The sequence below is a fragment of the Corynebacterium curieae genome (assembly GCF_027570035.1).
Lineage (GTDB): Bacteria > Actinomycetota > Actinomycetes > Mycobacteriales > Mycobacteriaceae > Corynebacterium > Corynebacterium curieae.
The window spans coordinates 533,229-554,394 of the sequence record NZ_JAKMUU010000001.1; the positions used below are offsets into that span (position 1 = coordinate 533,229).

The window sequence follows — 21,166 nt, forward strand, 5'->3', positions numbered from 1 at the left end:
ATCCTAAAGTCCCGGTTGCTCGCTGCGCTTCATCCACCCCATGCGCGGGGCAAAGCCACGAGGATGCTTCATCTGGGCTACAGCATCAGCGATCATGAGGCGGTGGCGGCGTGAGACGCTATCGGGAAGCTTGGCCACGGAGAACCACCCTGCCTCGGTATTTTCCTCATCACTGATGACTGGCTTCGCACCATCCGCTACCGATAAGCGCAGTGCCGTGCCCATGAAGGTGCACTCATCCCCGTTGGGATAGGTCACTGGGCCCGACTGCCCCACGCCCAAGAGCGCTTCCACCTTGGCGTCGAGCCCGACTTCCTCTTTCACTTCTCGCAGTGCGGTGGTCGTAATTTCCTCGCCCGGCTCGCAGATTCCTTCCACCGGTGTCCAGGTGCCGTTATCGGAACGCTGTACTAGGAGCACGGATGGAACTTCCCACAGTGCGGCGTCTGCTGATACATCGCGGATAATAATGGCGCTACAGGAAGGTACAAAGATCTGATCGTGGCCAATCTTTTCGCGCAGTTGAACAATAAAATCTGGAGTCGGCATGCCACCAAGCGTAGACCAGCGCGGCAGTTTTAGGCCATGGGCCCCAAGACCTCTTTGGCAAGCAGCTGGATATCAGTAGCCAGGGTGAAAGAAAGCTCCATATCTGTTTGTGTGCTTTGGCAGGTGTGGCCTTCTTCAAGGTGTTGCGTCGTTCCGGAGACTACGCCGACGATGGTCTGTCTTCCTTCTACCTCGCCGTACACTGGCCCACCGGAATCACCATTGGTACTGCACACATGGGCTCGGGCGGCAAGCGAATCTCGTTGGAGGTCCTGCGAGTTAAGCTGCGCAATCTCGGCGTCGTGCGAAAGCGATCCGCAGGTTTCCTCCGTAACGCGGCCAAGCTTGCACACCTCATGCGGCAGATGGGCCAAGGAGGTAGCGACGTTATTCTCCACTCTTCCGGGAACAAAATACTCGGCGCTGCCGGTGATTTCGATAAAGGCGACGTCGAGGTCATGGCTCTGGTCGGAGTAAAAATCCGAGTAAATAACTTCACCGATGGGCTCGGCGGGGTAGGTAAAGTCACCGTCGGCAGTTCCAGCCCACACCTTATCGCCGGGTTTGCCGCAATGGGAGGCGGTGACGGCGATCGTGCGGGCGTCGGCAAGCGTAAATGACCATGCCGCCGTACAGGATTGGTAATTGAAATAGGCACCCGGCCGCGGATCATCGCCGGATAAATCAAGCGCGGTGCCTGGCGCTAGGGGTGCCGCAGACGGGGAATAGGACTCATTAGGGATGAGGTTTTTATAGGACAGGGCAGAGAAATTCGGTTCTTCCCCGCTGTGAACCGGGCTGCATGCCGCAAGGGCTGCAGCCGTGCAGACTGCGAAGACGCTAGTTACTATCCGCGTCCGCATCCCCGGCGTTGTCCTTATTATCCTCTTCTGCATCCATCTCCGCCTGGGCTTTGAGATCGCGGATGAACTTTTCTGGGTCAAACTCGGTGTAGTGTTCCGGGCCTGCAAAATTTTCCAGGGCCATGGTCTAAACCTCCGTATCCTGAATCGACGTGGTGATGTAATCCTTCACCGCTGCGGCATCGTTGGGCAAATCCTTGACGTGCCGTTCGGCCTCGAGGATGCTGGCAAAACGCGCGGGTGGTTCGGGGGCGGAACCAATAGCCTCCGTGATGGTTTCCGCGAACTTTACCGGCAGGGCGGTCTCCAAGCACACAATCGGCGTCTCCACGCCCTCGCGCTGTGCGCCGCGCGCCACCTTAATTCCATCGGCCGTGTGCGGATCCGCCAGGTAATCAAAGCGCTCGTGCACATCTTTAATGGTGGCTAGGCGGTCCGCGTGGGTGGAGGAACCGGAAAGGAAGCCATATTCCTCGCGGGCGGTGGTGAGCTTCTCTTGATCCAGGCTGAAGCCGCCTTCTTTGACCTTGGTGCCGAAAAGCTCTGCGGTTTCGACTGCATCTCGGCCGAGTAAGTCGAACGCAAAGCGCTCGAAATTCGAGGCGCGCGAGATATCCATCGACGGCGATGACGTAGCCATCGTTTCTGCGGCAGGGCGCGGACGATAGTTTCCGGTGCGGAAGAACTCATCGAGCACGTCATTCTCATTGGTAGCCACAATGAGACGATCGATAGGAAGGCCCATTTGGCGGGCGATGTGCCCGGCGCAGATATCACCAAAGTTACCGGTAGGAACGCTAAAGGATACTTTCTGCTCGGCGTTCTCGGTGACTTTGAACCAGCAAGAGATGTAGTAGACCACCTGGGCCATCAGGCGTGCCCAGTTGATGGAATTGACCGCCCCAATGCGGTAGGTGGCCTTGAAGTCGGCATCGCCAGATACCGCCTTGACCACGTCCTGGCAATCATCAAAGACACCGTCTAGGGCGATGTTGAAGATATTCGGGTCATCTAGACCAAACATCTGTGCTTGCTGGAAGGCCGTCATGCGGCCGGCCGGGGTGAGCATGAAAACACGGATGCCGTGGCGTCCACGCATCGCGTACTCTGCTGAGGAACCGGTATCGCCGGAGGTAGCGCCCAAAATATTGAGGGTTTCGCCGCGGCGAGCAAGCTCATATTCAAAAAGCTCGCCCAAAAGCTGCATGGCCATATCTTTAAATGCGGCGGTGGGCCCTTCAGAGAGGTGCCCGATGAAAAGGCCCTCCCCTAGCTCCGTTACGGGCACAATCTCAGGATCGGCGAACTTGGGGCTAGTGTAGGCGCGCGCGGCGATGTCCTCGATGTCTTGCGCCGGAATATCGTCAATGAAAAGCTTAAGTACCTCGGCCGCGAGTGCCGCGTAGCCCTTATCCGCAAGCAACGTGCGCCATGAATTTAAAATGGCGGGATCCAGCTGTGGGTAGCTCTCTGGCAGGTACAAACCGCCATCGGGGGCAAGCCCGCCAAGGAGAATATCCGTAAAAGATGCGGGCTGACGGGCGGTATCGCGGGTCGAAATATACTTCACACAAAAGAATCTTAGTAGTTAAGGCGTAAGGTATCAGCCATGTCGCAGCCGAATCCTAGAGAAGTCATTACCACTCAGGCTTTAAGCATTTGGGTGGCCGCCATGGCGGTCTACCTCGTAGCGATTACAGGGCGCACTTCCTTCGGCGTCGCCGGTCTAGATGCAATTGAACGCTTCGATGTCGATGCCGGCCGCATCGCGGTTTTTACCTCCGTGCAGCTAGGTGTATATGCCCTAGCCCAAATCCCCACCGGCATCTTGATCGATAAGTTCGGCCCGCGCTTACTTCTAGTAATCGGCGCCGTCATTATGGGCGTGGGCCAGGTGGTGCTGGGATTTACCACCAGCTATGGCGTGGCCATCGCCGCCCGCGTTCTCATCGGCGCCGGTGACGCAACAGCGTTCCTCTCTGTTATGCGCATCCTGCCCTACTGGTTCCCGCTGCACCGCACGCCGATGTTTACCCAGGTGACCTCATCGCTGGGACAAATGGGCCAGTTCATCTCTGCCGTTCCTTTCTTGTGGCTATTGGGCGCGGCTGGATGGACCGCCGCCTTCGTCACCCTAGGTGCGGTGGGAATTCTCGTGGCCATCGCCGCGATTGCGGCGGTGGCGGATTCGCCAGAAAAATTGGGCATTATGCCTACAGAAAAGGAGCCGCCCAATTCGCAGGCGACCAGCATCCCAGCCCGCTTGAAAAAGGTCTTCCGCTCCCCAGTGGCCTGGCAGGCCTACTTCATCCACTACATCGGAATGCTGCCACTCGTCGTCTTTGTCATGCTCTGGGGCATGCCGATGATGACCCAAGGCATGGAGCTCTCTAAGGCCAAATCCAGCCTCGTACTTACTCTGCTGGCCGTATTCTTGGTTTTCGTCGGCCCACTGCACGGCAAGATTTCATCTCGCGCGCAGCATGTCCGGCCGTGGTTGAGCCTCGGATTTGTGGCTGTTCACGTGTTAACTTGGCTCGTTTTCTTTGTCTTTGGAACCGACAGCGGGCTGCCGGCAATCTTGGTGGTGTCCTTTATTACCGCACTGTGTACGCCAACGGCCAATTACGGCTTCGATATTGTGCGCGAACGCATGGACCGCTCTGTAGTAGCCACGGCTACAGGTCTGGGCAATATGGGCGGTTTTACCTCCGGCATGCTGGGCGCGCAGCTGTTCGGCATGGTGCTGGACCATTCTTCCGACGCCCCCAATTACTCCATGCCGGATTTCACTGCAGCCTCCACTGCGGTTCTAGCCGTGTGGGTAGTAGGCATGGTTGGTGTGGTTATCACACAGTTCCTGCGCCGCCGCGCCGGTGAAGATGGCCCTTCCGTAACTTTCGTGGAAGTTTCCTGAACCCTGCTCTAGTCCTCCGGATTGAGAATGAAGCGAATCGTTCCTTCTGGATCCGCCAGAAGCTCTCGGGTGGCCGCGACAGCTTCAGCCTCATCAAAAGCGATGCGTTCAAAGCCAGTATCGTTTAATTCCACGATGTCCGCGCCGGGACAGGCCAAGAGAATGGGCGAATGCGTGGCGATGATGACCTGTGCCCCACGATCTACCGCCTGAGCGATCTCCCCTACGAGGGCTAGCTGCCGGATTACGGAAAGGCCGGATTCTGGCTCGTCAAGGATATACACCCCTTCCCCGTTGATGTGCTCATAAAGCAGGTCAAAGACGGATTGACCGTGTGAACGGCGCGCTAAATCCACGTTCTGTGACAATGTGGAGCGCCCTCCTCGCTCGGCCGCGGAATCCCCGCGTTCGATGAGGTACTCATGCTTTTCGGCACGCAGAAAGTATGCGCGTTGGATAACTTCCTCCGTGTTGCAGCGTATGGGACTGCGAGGGACGATCTCATCCGGATCGTCCATCCTTCCGCCCTCTGGCGAGCAGCCCAAATCGCTAGCAAGGCCGGCTAGCAGGCTAGATTCTCCGATGCCGTTCTCGCCCACAAACACGGTCACCGGACTGCGCAATATAAAGCTGCCCACATCATCCAGGTAGTCAAAGACGGGCAATTCAGCACGATAGTCATCGGGCTTAAATTTCAGGCTCAGGGCATCAACCAGCATGGGCCCTAGGTTAATTCACCTCAGCAAGCCCGTGTAGCGCATCTGCATGCGAGGCGGCTGCAACGAGGGTCTTCAGGTGATTCTCTAGATCACCGGAGGGCAGTGATTGAGCGATGGCATCGGCCGGCACGGTATTGACGGCATAGGCCACTCCCACTCCGCCGGTAATGGGAATAGCGATGGCGGCGATTACTCCCACCGCGGTCGACAACGTGGTCTTGAAAGTCATAGTTTCCTCCAGGGGCTTCGGTATCGAGTATCGCGCTCGTTACCAATTTGTGATGTCTCACCTTAGGAAGAATTGCTGCCAAGGCCATGCCGCTATGCTGCTTGTTGCCTGAATCTTCGCCCCGAATCCGCGAAGTGCCGAAAGGTTAATTAGCCGGGTAACTTCTAGCTACTATGCCATCGCTAGCCGGCATGACAAGTCCCCGCTCGAAAGCTACAAGAATCGACTTTTCATCGGATTCGCTAATATCACCGGCTTCAACGGCGCTGTTGAGCTCGCGCTCTAGATAGGCGCGGACATCAGACTTGCCGTTTTCGGTCTGGGTAATATCGCGCGGCACGGAGTTAAGCGGGATCCCCAGTGCCTTGGCTAAGGAGGTTACGCGGTTAGCGTCGGTGGAATCATCCTCTTTGATGGCGCCGTTGACCTGCGCGGGCATGTCTTCTTGTACCACGCCGCCGGCCACGGCCTCGCCCACAGTCAACGTACCTTTCGGCGGCTTATGGCGGTTGGTGGCCCACGCTCCTACTGCAATGGCCAAAATGACGGCTACGGTCACAAAGGTCCACAGGTAAACCAGCTTGTTCCGGTGAGCGCTGTTGAGCTTAGCCATGGTAGCCAGCGCCATCGCCAAAGAAACCGTAGTCATTGCCGCGGGAGTTCTCGCCGCGATCATTTAGCGCATCGATGATGGAACGAATGGTAGCCTCCCCGATGCGGTCGGCACGGCCCCACGAGCGAGGTGCCCGACGGGAATCATGGGGCGAGGATTCTGGACGCGGGGGCGCTGGCTTCTCTTCCCTCGGCGTGGATACCTCAATAGTCAGTGTGGTGCCATCTAGATCAAGCGAGTCGCCTTCCCGCACCCCTGCGGCGCGAGCAGCAGAAAGCAGCGCGGACAACTCTCCCACGGTCGCATTCTCCACATCGAGTTGCAGCTTAAAAGACATAACTAGCCAGTCCTTTCTCTTTTCCATCCCACTCTAGAGCCCGGAAGTGCAAAACGTAAGGCCACGATGGTGAAACAGCGAATCTCTAGGGCAACTCTAAGAATGCTCGAAGGATTCCTCTTCGCCCCAAAAGACCTCATCTACTACTTTGCGGGCGTGCCGGGTGAGTTTCAAATAGTTTTCTAGAAACTCCTGGTTATCCTCCGGCGGCCAGCCAGCAGCTCCGGCCACTTGCGCTAGCTGCGGTCCAGGACCGGGCAGCTGGTCCACGCGCTTGCCGCGCACCAGCACCAGCGCATTACGGGCATCGGTGGCCGTGAGCCAGGCTTCGCGCAGATCGGAGACTTGCTCGGAGGAAAGAATGGCGGTTTCTTCTAAGGCATCGAGTACGCGCAGCGTAGAAGGGTCGTGCAGTTCCGCATGCTCGTGGGCATGCATCATCGTTAGCAGCTGCACCGTCCATTCAATATCCGTCAGCGCACCGCGGCCGAGTTTGGTGTGGGTATTGCGGTCCGCGCCGCGGGGCAGGCGCTCATTGTCCACGCGGGCCTTCATGCGACGAATATCGCGGATGGTAGACGCGCTGCCACCGCCTTTTGGATACCGGAAGCCATCGATCATTGCCATGAAGCGATCTCCTACTTCCTTATCGCCGGCTACGAAGGCTGCGCGCAATAAGGCCTGCATCTCCCAGGACTCGCCCCACTCGCGGTAGTAGCGCTCATAGGAGGCAATGGTGCGCGCCACCGCACCGGAGCGTCCTTCCGGGCGCAAGCCTAGATCAACATCCAGTGGCGGATCGCCGGAGGGCTTGGACAACCGGCGCCGGAGCTTATCGACGATCCCGATGGCCCACTTCACCGCTTCACCTTCCGCGCTAGAATCGACTTCTTCAGCGGGTTCGGCTACTACGAGCACATCCGCGTCCGAGCCGAAGCCCAGCTCCATGCCGCCGAGCCGGCCCATGCCGATGACGGCGATGCGCGCCGGTGGCTCCGCGTCTTCGTTTGCTAGGCGCCAAGCGCGTACCTCGGCGCGAAGTGCAGCCTCAAGCACGGCGTCCCAAATGGTAGAAAGCTCGTGGCAGACCTGTTTGACTGGCATAAATTCCAGCAAATCCGCGCTGGCAATGCGGGCTAGTTCCACCCGGCGCAACGAGCGGGCCACTGCCACCGCTTTATCTGGATCGGCGTGGCGCTTGCTGGAATTTACCAACGCCTTGGAGACCTGTTCGGGCTTGGTTTCTAATAGTTTGGGGCCGGTGGCACCGTCGGAAAGCTGCTTGACCGAATCCGGCGCGCTAATAATCAAGTCCGCGGTAAACGGGGAGGTACCCAGGATATGCATGAGTCGCTGGCCCACAATCCCTTCATCGCGCAGCATGCGCAAGAACCACGACCTGTCATTCGCGGCTTCCGAAAGCTTGCGATAGTTCAACAGGCCCATGTCTGGGTCTGCGGTATCGGCTAGCCATTCCATCAAAGTAGGCAGCAAAATCGCTTGAATGCGCGCCTTGCGTGAGGTCCCCGCCGCCAGCGAGGTCAGGTGTTCAAATGCGCGATCCGGATAGTTATAACCCAGCGCAGCCAGCTGCAGCTTAGCGGCTTCCGGCGAAAGCTTAAGCTCATCGGCGGACATGGTGACCACAGAGTTGAGCAGCGGCCGATAAAACAGGCGCGAGTGCAGCTCGGAGATGCGCAGGCGAATACGGCGCAGGTGCGAAAGCATACGCTCGGCTGCCGATTTGGTGCCTTGTGGATAAAATCCGGCGATGCGCGCCAGCCACTTCATCCCGTCTTCATCTTCCTTCTCTGGAAGCGTGTGGGTGCGCCGGAACCGTTCTAGCTGCAGACGGTGCTCGAGCAGCCGCAGGAATTCATAGGCCTCAATGAGCTGCGTGCCATCTTCCCGGCCCACATACCCAGCCGAAATCAGTGCCTCCAGCGCCTCCACTGTGGACAGCGCGCGCAACGATTCATCGGAACGACCATGGACCAATTGCAGAAGCTGGACTGCAAACTCGATATCGCGCAGGCCGCCCACGCCCAGCTTAAGCTCGCGATGCTTGAGTTCATCAGGCACGTTTGCGAGCACTCGGCGACGCATGGCCTGGACATCCTCAACGAAGGATTCGCGCTGCGAGGCCGTCCACACCATCGGCCGAATTTGCTCCAAATAGTCTCGGCCCAACGGCAGGTATCCTGTCATCGCACGGGCTTTAAGCAGCGCTTGGAATTCCCAGGTTTCTGCCCACCGCTTGTAGTAAGTTACGTGAGATTCCAAGGTGCGTACTAAAGCGCCTGATTTCCCTTCGGGACGCAGGTTCGGGTCCACCTCAAAGAAAGTGGCGGATCCAATCCGGTTGAACTCCGCTGCAAGCCGCGTAGCCCGTGGGGTTGCCTCGCTGCCGACGAAAATGACGTCCACATCGGAGATATAGTTCAGCTCTCCCGCGCCACACTTGCCCATCGCCATAACTGCCAGCTGGGCGTCTAGGGGTTCATCGCCGTAGACGGTGCGCACGGCACAGGCAAGGGAGGCGGTTAAGGCGGCGTCGGCAAGCGCGGTGGTCAGTGTCGTCACTTGGCGGAATCCTACCTCCGGCTGCGGCCTGCTCTGGCCTTTTCGCGCGTGGAAGGTGCCAGCCACATCGCAAGCGGCAATGCGCATCATTAATGTGCGGTACGCCGTGCGCAACTCCTGCTTATGCTCACCGTCTCCGGCGCGATAGGTGCCCGGCGCAGACAAATCCTCGCGCGCTGGATCGGGCCGGTCAAGGTCAGTAGCAAAGTCCGCCGGCTGGGCGTCCACGGCGCTGAGCATGCTCTGCAGCATCTCTTCGGACTGCGGGAGGGGCTTTTCTAACTCCCGCCACAACTCAGGGTTCGCCGCGAGGTGATCTCCAAAGGCGGTCGACGCGCCCAGCAAGGCAAAGAGGCGCACGCGCAAAGTTTCATTGGAGCGCACGGCATCGTCTAGCTCTGGGGCTTGTTCATAAATGCGGATCAGGTTATTAAGGGCTAAATCTGGGTCACCCACGGCAGCGAGGGTCCACAGTAGATCCACCGATTCCGGATTCTTCCACCCTAGCTGCTCAATATCCTGGGCAGCATGCGAGTGGGTAAGGCCAAGCATGGCCGGTGAAGGCACAGCAGCAGGACGCATTATTCTCCTAGAAGTTCAGGTTATTGCGCAGCTCAAAGGTGGTAATTTGGCTCTGGTAGTGATGCCACTCGTCCCATTTGGAGCGCAGGAAGAACTCAAAGACGTGCTCGCCTAGAACCTCCGCCATGAATTCGGACTTTTCGAATTCGCGCAAGGCCTGATCCAGGCTAGTGGGAAGGTCTTTATATCCCATCGCTCGGCGCTCGCGGCGGGTGAGCTGGTGGACATCATCTTCGGCCGGTTCATCGAGCTCGTAGCCTTCCCGGATTCCGCGCAAGCCAGCTGCCAAAAGAACCGCATAGCCCAAGTACGGGTTCATGGAAGCATCGATAGAGCGGATTTCCACTCGGCGTGATTCCTCCTTGCTGAGCCGGTACGTAGGAACACGCACCAGCGCGGAGCGATTAGAGACGCCCCACGTAGCGGCCCCAGGGGCCTCGTTGCCGAACATGAGGCGCTTATAGGAGTTGGTCCATTGGTTGACTATGGCGGACATCTCCGTGGAGTGTTCCAGAATGCCCGCGATAAATTGCCGGCCAGTCTGGGACAAGGAGAATTCATCATCCGGATCATGGAAGGCATTTGATTGGCCTTCAAAGAGGCTCAAGTGCGTATGCATGCCAGAACCAGGAAGATGCTCAAAAGGCTTCGGCATAAAGGTTGCGCGCACATTGGAATTGGTGGCCACCTGTTTGATGACGTGCCGGAAGGTCATGATGTTATCGGCCATGGTCAGCACGTCCGCATGGCGCAGATCAATTTCTTGCTGGCCCGGCGCGGTTTCGTGGTGACTAAACTCCGTGGCGATCCCTAGCGATTCCAGCGCTAGCATCGCTTTTCGGCGAAAGAGAGGTGCAGTATCATGCGTTGCTTGGTCGAAGTAGCCACCGTTATCGGTCGGCACCAAGTCCGTAAGCTCGCGGCCGCGCTCAAATAGGTAAAACTCGATTTCTGGCGAAGCCATACACGTAAAACCATCATTGGCAGCCTCGGTGACCTGGCGGCGCAGGATATGACGTGGATCCACCATGGATGGCTGGCCATCTGGCTGCGCAATATCGCAAAACATGCGGGCCGATTGCAGGTCCGGCTCATCCAAGTCAAACGGCAGGATCTGGAAGGTAGAAGGATCCGGCAGCGCAATGGTGTCTGACTCGGAGATGCGGGAGAAACCTTCTACGGAAGAACCATCAAAGCCAACACCTTCTTCAAAGGCCGATTCCAGCTCGGACGGGCTCATGACCACGGATTTGAGGGCACCCAAAATATCCGTAAACCACAAGCGGATAAAGCGGATATCGCGTTCTTCAACGGTGCGCAAGACAAATTCGTGTTGGCTATTCATGCCCTAAACCTTACCGGCTCTCCCCCGAGGGATGTGCAGTTCATACGACAGTTTTTCTTGGGCGAAATGTGCAGGTCGCAAGAGTATCGAGGGGGTAGCTAGCGGGGGCTTTTACCTCAGGAACCGATTGATGAGCATGCTTTGCTAAGTGGGCAAGCGAACACACGTACACCTCTTAAAGGACGAAGGTTTATGACCACTCACTGCGATGATCTATCTGCTCACGTAATCGAACGCCTCATCACCGCCGCGCAACATGGCTGGGCACCGGCGGATTTAGAACACGTCTTAGGCTCGCACGCCTATCCCATCATCTATCGTGCAAGCCCACATGTTCCGGCACGGATTACCTCACCTGCGCTGCGCAAAGCCTGGCTGCAAATGCCCCCGCCAAAGGAGAATTTCATCCCGCGCGATAAGCTGCGCGCAATCATTAAAGAACTTATCCACCTACCTAGGCTGCGCGATACCGAGCTATTAGCGTCCGGTGAATCCCTGCGGGAAGACGGGCTCAGCGAAAAGCAGCGCAAAATCCGTGAAAAGGTCTTAGGCCTCTTGCGCAAAGCAGAATCCACCAGTTTTGAAGATGAGGCCGAAGTGCTGATTTCCAAGGCCCAGTCCTTGCAGCAAAAATATCGTATTGAGGACCTGCTCACCTCCAATCTCCCAGACCTGATTTCTCATCGCGTGCACATCCACTCGCCCTATATCAAGCACCAAGCTTCCCTGCTCAGCACTATTTCCGATGCCAATGGATGCACAACCCTCCTTATCCATGACAAAGGCTTGGCTTGCGTGATTGGTGCTCCTGCTGACGCCGCCCATTGCGCTGACCTTTTCGACTCCCTCAACCGCCAATGCGATTGGTTCATGCGCAATGGCGACGGTGCCGAAATTGCCCGCGCTACCAATACCACCGCCGCCTACCGGCGCAGCTTCCGCCTTTCTTACGCCGCACACATTGGAGAACTACTAGCCCAAGCCAATGAGGACGGAATCAAAGATAACCTGCGTGAGTCTCAGTACTGCGCGCACCATGCAGATGCTGTAATTACCCAGACCCTTCCTGCACTGCAGGCACGCACCGATCATGCCATCGAGACTCGCAACCGTCTCTTCCCGAATCTGACGGAGATGTCGCTATCTATGAACAGCCTCCATGGCATCAACGATGGCATTGCCGCGGCCGATAGGTCTCACCTTGGCGGCGACGCCACAGGAATCGGACCAATTCCAGAAATTACGCAGTAATTTTTCCCTGCTCAAGGCCATCCTCGCCTCCCGTTCCCTATCAGCGAACGGAGGCCAAAGCTGGCACCGCGGCGAGGCTATAACAGGTAAGATCACCGGTGAGATTTACTAGGTCTAGAAAGTAAAAGGTACGTGAATGTCTACACAGTCTTTTCTCGAAGTTGAAGCGAAATTCTCCGTAGCCGAGTCCACTCAGCTCCCTGAACTGACTCGCCTCGAGGGAGTTGACCACGTTGCGGACACGCGCCACCACGCGCTTTCTGCCATCTATTACGACACTGAGGATCTCCGCCTTACCCACGCCAAAGTCACTCTGCGCCGCCGCACCGGCGGCAACGATGATGGCTGGCACATCAAAATTCCTAGTGAGGCAGGCCGCACCGAAATCCACGCCGAGCTGGGCGAGCCCGTCGATGGCCGCTACGAGGTACCGGAAGAGCTTCTCCACCAAGTTCGCTCAATTATCCGCCACAACGAACTCAGCCCCATTGCACAGGTGGATAATAAGCGCACCGAGATGGTCTTGGCGGATGCCGATAATAAGCCGGTTGCTGAGTTCTGCGATGATCACGTCACTGCCTTTTCCTTCCTCCCCGGCGGCCAGCAGCAGTCGTGGCGCGAGTGGGAAGTCGAGCTAGCCGGCGATCTTCCCGGCACCGAAGAAGGAACGCAGTTTATTCGCCGCGCTACCTCCCTCCTGATCGGCGCCGGCGCGCGCGTTTCCTCTTCCCCATCCAAGCTGAAATCCGCCCTGGGTGATTCCTATGCCAATGCCCCGCTACCGCCAGCCTTGGTAACGCCAGACGTCGACACAGATTCCCCTGCCGCCGCGGTTATCACCGCGCTCCAAGCCAACCGCGACAAGCTCATCGACTATGACCCACGCGTTCGCCGTGATGAGTGGGACTCGGTTCACCAGATGCGCGTAGCCACCCGCGAGCTGCGCAGCCATCTGCAGACCTTCCACGGCATTGTTGTAGGTCCAGAAATCGAAAAGATTGAAGCCGATCTCAAAGAACTTGCCGGCATTCTAGGCGTAGCGCGCGATGCAGAAGTAGTTGAAGAGCGCTGGCAAAAGCTGCTGGATTCCGAGGATTCTGACACCCTCGATGAATCCACCCGTGAACACATCGCTCAAGACATGGGTACTGCCTACCGCCGCGCGCACCGCCGCGTCATCGCGGCGCTAGATTCAGAGCGCTACCTCGAGCTACTGGAGTCCCTTGACCGCCTGCTCGCAGATCCGCCGACAGCCGATAAGCAGCAGGAATCCACCCCAGTAGACAGCGATGCAAAGGAACAAGATATAAGCTCCGCTTCCGAATCTGCTGCGCAGCCAGAAGAATCGACCTCTGCGGACGCTGATGCTGCCCCTTCTTCCGAAGCCGCTGAGCACAGAGAGCCTGCCGCGGAAAAGGCAGAAAAGAAGGCAGAGAAAAAGAAGGCCAAGGAAAAGTCCGCAGACATGGACACGGTGATGGCCCAGCACCTAGAAAAGGCCTACAACAAGCTGGTCAAGCGCCATAAGAAAGCTGTACAGAACTGGGATAACCAAGAACTGTCCCTGCACGAGCGCGAGGACTATTTCCACGATATGCGCAAGGCAGCTAAGAAGTTGCGCTATGCGGCAGAAGCTGCAGGTTCTGCCACCAATCTCAAGACCAAGCGCCTATACAAGGCCTGCAAGCAGATGCAGTCGGTGCTCGGTGATTTCCAGGATTCCGTGACCTCGCGCGATAAGCTGCTCGAGCTGGCAGATTCTGCCCGCCGTCGCGGTGAGAATACCTTTGGCTACGGCCTGCTCTATCAGCGCGAGCGCACCATCGGCCTAAAGGCCTTGGATGATTACAACGAGTCCTTTAAGGACATCAAGGCTGCGTTTAAGCCACTGCGCAAGAAACTAAAGTAGCCGCGCTCCCCAGAAAAGGCTCGGGGTAACACGGCTAAGCAGGTTGATGGCTGGGAGTTAACTACTTCCAGTCATCTTCCTCATCTGCGGCATCTGCCGCATCGTTGCGGGCCTGTGCGATTTCGATGGCATTTTCTGCCTCTTCGCGGGTGTCATACGGACCCATTCGATTTTCCCAGCCAGAGGCCTTGCCTTGGCTGACTTCCTTGGTGGCTGGATCAAAAAACCATTTCTGATCTGCATCGCTCATAAAAACTATCCTCTCAGTTATTGCTCCAGCGGCACCGGTCATACGCTGCCGCTGGTATGGTTTGTGCCCACACTACCCACGCTGCGTTAGCAATGCCCGCTAGAATGTGGGTCAGCACATTTCTTTTATACGAATCCAAGTCGTATTCCCCGCCCCCTGCGCTCAATGGTGGCGGGCATTCGTTGCTTTATGCGCACCGAGAGCGCGAATGAAGCTACGGAAACAACTGGTCCTAGAACCTGGAAAAGGAGCTTTAGCACCCATGCCACTGTGGTCAACCCCAGCAGAGCCTACCGCCAAGCGCGCAGCCCAGGCGCACACCGAGGTAACGGGGAGTACGCCCACACATACCGCAAGCGCGCCGGCCACGTGGTCGCTTATTGGTGAACACATTGATCACTTCGGTGGCATTGTCGCGATGTGTGTAGGCAAGCTGCGCGCAGCAGCCGCGGTCAGCCCGCGAACAGATGGCGTGGTGGCTGTGCATTTCCATCCGGCGCAGGGCGAGCCCGCTCATGATTCGATCAGCCTGCAAGCGCTGGCGGATCTGGCAACGGCGCAACAGCCCTCCACGGATGCCGAAGGTCAACCGGTTATTCCGCCGGCGACGGAGGGCGGGTTGGCTGCCCGCGTGGGCGGCATTGTCCATACGATGATTAACCGCCAATTGCTCTCGCGCGAGACGGCCGGTGCGGATATCACCATCGCCTCCGATATTCCAGAGGGCGCGGGATTGGGCGCGGATGCCGCTGCGGACGTTGCCGTAGCGCTTGCGCTTATGGGAGCAGATGCGGACTTGGACGCACCGCTTAGGGCCCGGGTAGCGGATGTGTGTACTCAAGCCGTCAACATTTTTGCCGCGCGGCCGGCCTTACGCGCGCGCCACAGCGCTGCGCTGCGCAGCACGGGTGAAGGCGTATGCATCATTGACTACGCCGATGGCTCTGTCACCCACGCCCCGCACGTGGTGGGCCGCGAGATCGCCGCCTTCGCGGTGGCGGTACCGGAGGATTTCTCCGCGCAGGAGGAAGCGGCCATTGCCGATATTCGCCAGCGCCAGCGCTTTATTGATGATGCCTGCCATTCCTTTGGCACCGATTCGCTGCGCTTGCTTCCCGACGCCCAACAGCGCGTCCTCGATTGGCTCAAAGCCGTCCACAAGGTCTATGGCGAAGAAGGCCGCCCGAGTATCAGCGCCGCCACTGAGTGGATGGCCTTTTATGAGGAAGAAACCCAACGGGTAGAAAGGTTTGCGCGCTGCCTGCGCTCGCACCGCGGCGCGGAGCTCTTCCCTATCTTGTTGCAGTCACAATCCTCCCTCGCCAATATCTATGGCCTAGATTCGGCGGAGAAGCTCGCCGAGCTGGTCACCGTGCGCGGTGCCGTGGCGGGGCGCTCGGCGCATGCGGGCACCTCGAACGCGGTCATCGCCTATGCTCCAGTAAAGAGCGCGCATAATTTCGCGGCCGACTTGGCGGAAGACGGCCTTCTCGTAGTTGAGCTGCAGCCTGGCGAGGCCGCGCGCGGCGAAAGTTAGCAACCACACTGGCTAGTCGGCCGGCCAGGCAAAGAGCACCTCGCGTGTATCGGTATCCGCCGTCACCAGCGAAACGGTGGTTTCGCTGCCAGTTTCTGGAGAGCCCACGCTGTGGGCGAATACGGGTGGCTCCGGAACAAAAATGCGCGCTTTGTCCCGCTTCGGGTCCCCGCGGACCACGGTGGCCGGAAAATTAGTCCCGAGCCAGGGACGCAACACGGTGGCCTCAGTCAGGTTCAAGCAGGCCTTATCCACCTGGGAGGCGAGCTGCGAGGTCGAGCGCATCACACCGATGACCTCCGTGGCGCTCGCGCGCACCCACTCGGGAACCTCGTAGCCGCCGCACAGGGCTAGGCAGACCTCGGTGGCGAACCTATCCTATCGCAAAGGCGCCGCAGCGGCGCGGTCACATGCGCATAGTAGCCGCCGATGCCGGCGTGAACCTGCGCCTCCTGCTCACCTAACCAGGCATAGTCGGCGCCCCTCAGCAGGCTCTGGGCCTCGCGCATGACGGCCATGCCGCGCGGGGAATCGGCGTCGACGGTAAGGAGGAATTGGGGAATGGGGGCGTCGCCAAGCGCGAAGCCTAGCGCTTGCGCCTCGGCGCGGAATTGGCGCTCGTGCTCTGCCTCGGCTGCAGGCAGGGTGCGCAAGAAGCCCACGCCGGCTTCCTGCATGAGGCGTCCGGCGCACATGCCGGCGAGCAGCGAAATCTCCGAGTTATAGTCCATGACCTCATAGCGCGGCTCGATAATGAGCTCAAAGGTGCCATCATCATTTTCCACCACGCGCTGGGAAGGAAGGCGCAAGGATATGGCCTCGCGGCGCAGGGAGGATTCTTGGCGCAGCCGGCCGACTTCCGGCAGCAGAGCAATGGATGGGTGAAGCTTGCCGGCCGCCAAGTCCGCGTGGGTGCCTTCATAATCCAGCCGGGCCTGGGAGTAGATGAGCGCGCGCTCAACGTGGAAGGACTCCACCTCTCCTTTGCCGTCTAAGTCAAAGGTCCACAACACCGCCGGCTTATCGGTGCCAGGCAGCAGCGAGGCTCGGTCCTCGGAAAGCTCTGGCGGATGCAGGCGCGCGGGCTCATCGGGAAGATAGATGGTCTGGCCGCGGCGGAAGGATTCGCGCTCTAGCTCGCTGCCCGGTTCAATGAAGGCGGCAACATCCGCGATGGCATAAAAGACACGGTAGCCGGCCTCGCGCTCCTCGATGTAGACCGCCTGATCCAAGTCCATGGAACCGGCAGGATCCAGGGTGACAAAGGGGATATCGCGGGCGTCGCGGCGCGATGCGGCATACCGGTCCTGCGCGCGGGCGGCCTGGGCGGTGACCTCGGCTGGGAAATCGGTGGCTACCGAAAATTCTGCGGCAATGGCGCGGAAATCAAGCGGGGCGGCGTAGAGCTTCATGCCCACCACCATAAACGTATTAGGGCGAATGAGCCGGCCTATAAGCCGGATTCTGTCTAACCGCGGCGCTCACAAGGGAGCACCGCGCGGTGAACATCCATCTAGACCAACCGTTGCCAGTTGGTTCCAGCAGCTACCTTCAGGCTCGAGCGAGCAGCCTTAAACCGCCTGATCGGGCCCCGCAACGTGGCGGGGCCGTGATGCCTTGCTCCCGGTGGGGTTTACCCAGCCACCGCCATCGCTGACGGTGCTGGTGCGCTCTTAACGCACCGTTTCACCCTTACCTTGTGTCCCCAACTTGGCCGAAGCGCAAGTGGAGGCACGAGGCGGTCTACTTTCTGTTGCACTTGCCCGCGGGTTACCCCGGGTTGCCGTTAGCAACCACCGTGCTCTGTGGAGTCCGGACTTTCCTCGGCGCCCACGCGGCAGCACTTTGCTGCCCGTATGAAGCGACGCGATCACCCGGCCGGCTCATTCGCGTTCCTTATTCTAGCGCAGCCCCGCCAGGTGACCCACATCGTTAAATCCGTGCACCATAGAGCCGCCATCCCAGAATTCCACCTGCGAAATGGCGGCCAAACCCAGGAAGAGGTGCCCAAAGGTGGCCGGGCCCGCATCGAGCGCCTGGCGGATGAAGGACTTAATCGGGTTAACGTGGCTGACCACCAGCACGGTTTTGCCTGCAAAGCGCTCTTGGAGTTCCTTGCGGGTCGTTCGCACACGGCGGTTGACCGCCTGCAGCGATTCGCCGCCCGGACAAGCGACGCTCGCATCGTACAGCCATTCCTCGTGCAGTTCCGGATCGCGCTGGTAGGCCTCGGCCGCTGTCTTTCCTTCCCAGGCACCGAAGTCCACCTCGATGAGGCCGTCGACGGTTTCTACCTCGATATCGCGGCCATTGGCCACGGCCGCCGCAGTCTCCTGGCAGCGGCGCAGGGGCGAGCAGACGATGGCATCAAAGTCGGTGCCGGCAAGCGCTTGCGCAGCGGCGAGCGCCTGCTTTTGGCCCAGCTCGGTTAGCCCCGGGTTGGCGCGACCAGAGTACTGCTTGGCGGCCGACATCTCCGTCTGTCCGTGGCGAAGCAGGATAAAGCGGGTGGTCGGTCCGCGGTCCCCGAGCCAGTCGGTGGGGTGCGGCGCGGTGGTGTCCTGCTCCCCGGCCGGTGCTGGCTCGGCGTCTTCTTCACCGGCAACGATGCCTTCTGGGTGGCCGGCCGCTGCGGCATCCATGGCGTCATTGGACAGGGCGTCTGCCACCTTGTTTTTAGCGCGCGGCACCCAGTCCAGGCTGAAGGTTGAAAAGCCGTTGATGTGCTCGCGGGCACGCAGGGCCAGCTTCTGCATATCAGGGTGCTTGATCTTCCAGCGGCCGTTAATCTGTTCCACTACCAGCTTGGAATCCATGTGGAACTCCACCTCGGTAGCGCCCATCTCGGTTGCAGCCTCGAGCCCGCGCAACAGGCCGTTGTATTCGGCGACGTTATTGGTGGACTTAGTTCCTACTACGTAGACGATCTCGCGCAGGATACGCTGACCGCTGGCATCATAGACTACGGTGCCGGAACCGGCCACGCCGGGGTTGCCGCGGGAGCCGCCATCGGCATAAATGATGACCTTCATTAGACCAGACGCACCAGGTAGGAGCCGCAATCGCTGCACTGCGGCAGCTCATCGGCCGGGGCGTTGCGCACGGCGTTTTGCTCGGCCGGTGGCAGGACAATAAAGCACCCTCCGCAAGCACGGTTTGCCTTGAATTGGGCGGCACCGACGCCGTTTTCTTCGCGCTGGGAGTCATACTCGCCTAGAACTTCAGCGGGCAGCTGCTCGCGCAGTTCCCCGATGCGCACGGCCGGGTCCTCCTGGTTAGCTGCTGCTTCTTGGGCAGCCTCGGCTGCGCGGCGAAGCTTTTCCAGCTTGCGCTCGGAATCTGAAACGCGCGCGCCGTGCACGTCCAGATTGGAACGCAGCGCATGGACCTCGTTATGGGCTTCTTGCAGCTCGCTCATGAGATCTGCGATACGGGACTTGGCGGCGTAAAGGTCGTGCTCAAGATCCTTGCGAGTTTCTGGGTCTAGCGCGGCGCCGAGCTGGCGCTTGTCATCGCGTTCGCGTTGGCGCAACTTGCGCTCATCGGCCTGGATGCGAAGGATTTCAGTCTCCATGTCATCGACGGCCATCTGCGCGGAACCGGAGGCATCCAACAGGCGTTTGTGCTCCTGCTGAGCCTTCTCATACTCCGCTTGCTCCGGGATTTCCTTCTCGGCGCCGAGGTCCTGCGAGCGCTCTAGGTTGGCCAGCTCTAGCAGTACCGGCTGTAGTTCTTGCGATAGTTTCACTTATGACTCCTTTGGGTGCGCAGAGATAGTCCACGGGTCAGTGCGCAGGCTAATAATTTCCGTATCCAGTTCTAAAGCATCCTCTACGATATCGCGCGCCTGGGCCGTCCACGGAAATTCGCTGGCCCAGTGGGCAGTATCGATAACGGCTGGGCCGCCGGCGCGCAGGTGTTCATCCACCGGGTGATGGCGCAGATCCGAGGTGACGTACACGTCCACGCCCAGCTTCGCGGCCGCAGAGAGAAAAGAATCACCCGCGCCGGAAGAGACGGCCACGGTGCGCACCTTCCGATCCGGATCGCCTGCTGCCCGGATGCCCCAGACGGTCTCCGGCAGGGAGTTGGCCACCTGTTGAGTGAACTCGCGCAGGGTCATTTCCTGCGACAGCTCTCCCACGCGTCCGAGGCCAAGCGCCGTATCGAGGTCTTGGTGGCCGGCGGTTTCCGTAATGTCATAGGCCGGAACCTCATAAGGGTGGGCGGCGTGCAGGGCCTTCAACAAAGAGGAGCGAAGAGCAGACGGTGCGACGAACTCGACGCGGATTTCCTCACCGCGATGCAGCGCGCCAATTTCTCCCTCGGTAGGGTCCGCTCCCTCCTCCGGCTGGAATTGGCCCGTGCCCGCAATATCGAAGGAGCAGTGGGAGTAGGAGCCGATGTGGCCCGCACCGGCGTCGAAAAGCGCCTGCTTTACCTCCTCGGCCGCGGAGACCGGCACGTGAACGCCCCACTTGTCCACGCCTTGCGGCTCCGGCACGATGGGTCGGCCGGGGTTGATGCCTACCAGCTCCGCGAGCTTATCGTTTACGCCCGGCCGCGCCTTATCGGCATTGGTATGGGCCGCAAAAAGCGCGACGCCATTGCTGACCAGCGTGTGTACGACCTTGCCCTTGGGCGTATCGGCCGCCACGGACTCCACCCCGCGCAAGAGCAGTGGATGGTGGACCACGAGCATGTCGGCGCCGAGTTCTACCGCGCGCTCGGCCACCGCCTGGGTGCAGTCCAAGGCAAAAGCCACGCGCTTGACCTCCGCGGCCGGATCGCCGCAGATAAGCCCCACGGCATCCCACTTTTCCGCCAGGTGTGGCGGGTAGGCCTCATCGAGTACGCGGCGGACATCGCCCACGCTCACAGCGGACATGGAGGTACTCCTTTATGCTCGTTTCATGGAATAGTTACTACTGCTATATCCTATCTTCCGCACCACAGTACTATTCGCGCGAAGGGGTTTTCCGCATGACCGAATCCGCTGCCCGCTCCGGCCTTTACCTCGTCTTTGTCTGCACCGGAAATATCTGCCGCTCCCCCATGGCAGAGATCATCGTGCGCGATGAGATGGAAAAGGACATGCTTGACCTCGTTGCCACCGTGGACTCGTGCGGCCTCGGCGGCTGGCATGTAGGCCAAGGCGCAGACCAACGCGCAATTGCCGAGCTGCGCCGCGGCGGCCACGATGGCGGTTCCCACCGCGCGGCCAAGCTGGGCGCCAAACACATGGATGCCGATCTCTTCATCGCTATGGATAAAGGCCACCGCGAGGCTCTCATTGAGCACGGCGTCGACCCAGACAAAATCCGCTTGATGCGCAGCTTCGACCCCAATTCCCCGGAAGACGCGGATGTGGCAGACCCGTATTACGGTTCCGCAGCGGATTTTGAGACCACGCGTAAGAATATCGAGGCCGCCGTGCCTGGCCTGCTGGATTGGATTCGCGCTAACCGCGACTAAACTAGGC

The 21,166-nt window shown here is 59.4% G+C and carries 19 protein-coding genes, 1 other RNA gene and 1 pseudogene; 5 read left to right on the plus strand and 16 right to left on the minus strand.

Features of this window, described 5'->3' with window-relative positions:
• Window positions 1-3: 3 nt before the first annotated feature.
• Genes L8V01_RS02500 through thrC form a run of 4 tightly spaced genes read right to left on the minus strand, consistent with a single transcriptional unit; the run spans window position 4 to window position 2,982 of the window.
• Entirely contained in the window at window positions 4-549 is a 546-nt protein-coding gene (locus L8V01_RS02500; protein WP_269945572.1) for an NUDIX hydrolase, read from the minus strand.
• 29 nt (window positions 550-578) lie between these two features.
• A complete protein-coding gene (locus tag L8V01_RS02505) occupies window positions 579-1,412 on the minus strand; it encodes a trypsin-like serine protease (protein WP_269945573.1) in 834 nt (277 codons plus the stop codon).
• Window positions 1,390-1,536 carry a hypothetical protein gene (locus L8V01_RS02510; RefSeq protein WP_269945574.1) on the minus strand — a complete coding sequence of 49 codons (147 nt, stop codon included), beginning with the start codon at window positions 1,534-1,536 and terminating at the stop codon, window positions 1,390-1,392. The genes L8V01_RS02505 and L8V01_RS02510 overlap by 23 nt, the downstream gene beginning before the upstream one ends.
• Before the next feature lie 3 nt (window positions 1,537-1,539).
• Window positions 1,540-2,982, minus strand: coding sequence for a threonine synthase (gene thrC, locus L8V01_RS02515; protein WP_269945575.1), 1,443 nt, complete (start codon window positions 2,980-2,982; stop codon window positions 1,540-1,542).
• A 39-nt stretch (window positions 2,983-3,021) separates the two neighbouring features.
• On the opposite strand from thrC, the gene L8V01_RS02520 reads away from it, so the two are divergent.
• Window positions 3,022-4,329, plus strand: coding sequence for an MFS transporter (locus L8V01_RS02520; RefSeq protein WP_269945576.1), 1,308 nt, complete (start codon window positions 3,022-3,024; stop codon window positions 4,327-4,329).
• A gap of 8 nt (window positions 4,330-4,337) precedes the next feature.
• On the opposite strand, the gene L8V01_RS02525 is transcribed toward L8V01_RS02520, so the two are convergent.
• The 6 genes from L8V01_RS02525 to L8V01_RS02550 form a co-directional block, all read right to left on the minus strand.
• The gene (locus tag L8V01_RS02525) at window positions 4,338-5,048 is read right to left on the minus strand and encodes an AAA family ATPase (protein ID WP_269945577.1); all 711 of its coding nucleotides are present in this window, start codon (window positions 5,046-5,048) and stop codon (window positions 4,338-4,340) included.
• A gap of 10 nt (window positions 5,049-5,058) precedes the next feature.
• Window positions 5,059-5,277, minus strand: a complete 219-nt coding sequence (locus L8V01_RS02530) for a hypothetical protein (protein WP_269945578.1) — start codon at window positions 5,275-5,277, stop codon at window positions 5,059-5,061.
• A gap of 145 nt (window positions 5,278-5,422) precedes the next feature.
• Window positions 5,423-5,926: a hypothetical protein gene (locus L8V01_RS02535; RefSeq protein ID WP_269945579.1), complete on the minus strand. Its 504-nt coding sequence runs from the start codon at window positions 5,924-5,926 to the stop codon at window positions 5,423-5,425.
• Complete coding sequence (locus tag L8V01_RS02540; protein WP_269945580.1) at window positions 5,883-6,227, minus strand: hypothetical protein; 345 nt, start codon at window positions 6,225-6,227, stop codon at window positions 5,883-5,885. Before L8V01_RS02540 ends, L8V01_RS02535 begins: the two co-directional genes overlap by 44 nt.
• Window positions 6,228-6,323: 96 nt before the next feature.
• The gene (locus tag L8V01_RS02545) at window positions 6,324-9,392 is read right to left on the minus strand and encodes a bifunctional [glutamine synthetase] adenylyltransferase/[glutamine synthetase]-adenylyl-L-tyrosine phosphorylase (RefSeq protein WP_269945581.1); all 3,069 of its coding nucleotides are present in this window, start codon (window positions 9,390-9,392) and stop codon (window positions 6,324-6,326) included.
• A 7-nt stretch (window positions 9,393-9,399) separates the two neighbouring features.
• Window positions 9,400-10,737: a glutamine synthetase family protein gene (locus L8V01_RS02550; RefSeq protein WP_269945582.1), complete on the minus strand. Its 1,338-nt coding sequence runs from the start codon at window positions 10,735-10,737 to the stop codon at window positions 9,400-9,402.
• Between the two features lie 192 nt (window positions 10,738-10,929).
• On the opposite strand from L8V01_RS02550, the gene L8V01_RS02555 reads away from it, so the two are divergent.
• Together L8V01_RS02555 and L8V01_RS02560 are read left to right on the plus strand one after the other, a co-directional pair.
• A complete protein-coding gene (locus tag L8V01_RS02555; protein WP_269945583.1) occupies window positions 10,930-11,988 on the plus strand; it encodes a DUF2786 domain-containing protein in 1,059 nt (352 codons plus the stop codon).
• 136 nt (window positions 11,989-12,124) lie between these two features.
• Window positions 12,125-13,897, plus strand: a complete 1,773-nt coding sequence (locus L8V01_RS02560) for a CYTH and CHAD domain-containing protein (protein WP_269945584.1) — start codon at window positions 12,125-12,127, stop codon at window positions 13,895-13,897.
• A gap of 61 nt (window positions 13,898-13,958) precedes the next feature.
• On the opposite strand, the gene L8V01_RS02565 is transcribed toward L8V01_RS02560, so the two are convergent.
• The gene (locus tag L8V01_RS02565) at window positions 13,959-14,147 is read right to left on the minus strand and encodes a hypothetical protein (RefSeq protein WP_269945585.1); all 189 of its coding nucleotides are present in this window, start codon (window positions 14,145-14,147) and stop codon (window positions 13,959-13,961) included.
• A 262-nt stretch (window positions 14,148-14,409) separates the two neighbouring features.
• On the opposite strand from L8V01_RS02565, the gene L8V01_RS02570 reads away from it, so the two are divergent.
• Window positions 14,410-15,684: a galactokinase family protein gene (locus L8V01_RS02570; RefSeq protein ID WP_269945586.1), complete on the plus strand. Its 1,275-nt coding sequence runs from the start codon at window positions 14,410-14,412 to the stop codon at window positions 15,682-15,684.
• Between the two features lie 12 nt (window positions 15,685-15,696).
• On the opposite strand, the pseudogene L8V01_RS02575 reads toward L8V01_RS02570, so the two are convergent.
• From L8V01_RS02575 to L8V01_RS02595, 5 genes and pseudogenes are all read right to left on the minus strand, one after another.
• A pseudogene (locus L8V01_RS02575) lies at window positions 15,697-17,096 on the minus strand (RNB domain-containing ribonuclease).
• A 25-nt stretch (window positions 17,097-17,121) separates the two neighbouring features.
• Window positions 17,122-17,570: RNase P RNA component class A (gene rnpB, locus L8V01_RS02580), an RNA gene on the minus strand.
• A 15-nt stretch (window positions 17,571-17,585) separates the two neighbouring features.
• Window positions 17,586-18,716 (minus strand): bifunctional RNase H/acid phosphatase, encoded by a 1,131-nt coding sequence (locus tag L8V01_RS02585; protein WP_269945587.1) that lies wholly within the window; start codon window positions 18,714-18,716, stop codon window positions 17,586-17,588.
• Window positions 18,716-19,432 carry a zinc ribbon domain-containing protein gene (locus L8V01_RS02590; RefSeq protein ID WP_269945588.1) on the minus strand — a complete coding sequence of 239 codons (717 nt, stop codon included), beginning with the start codon at window positions 19,430-19,432 and terminating at the stop codon, window positions 18,716-18,718. Before L8V01_RS02590 ends, L8V01_RS02585 begins: the two co-directional genes overlap by 1 nt.
• Entirely contained in the window at window positions 19,433-20,572 is a 1,140-nt protein-coding gene (locus L8V01_RS02595; protein ID WP_269945589.1) for a Nif3-like dinuclear metal center hexameric protein, read from the minus strand. It lies immediately after the preceding gene.
• 95 nt (window positions 20,573-20,667) lie between these two features.
• On the opposite strand from L8V01_RS02595, the gene L8V01_RS02600 reads away from it, so the two are divergent.
• Entirely contained in the window at window positions 20,668-21,159 is a 492-nt protein-coding gene (locus tag L8V01_RS02600) for a low molecular weight protein-tyrosine-phosphatase (protein ID WP_269945590.1), read from the plus strand.
• Window positions 21,160-21,166 lie beyond the last annotated feature (7 nt).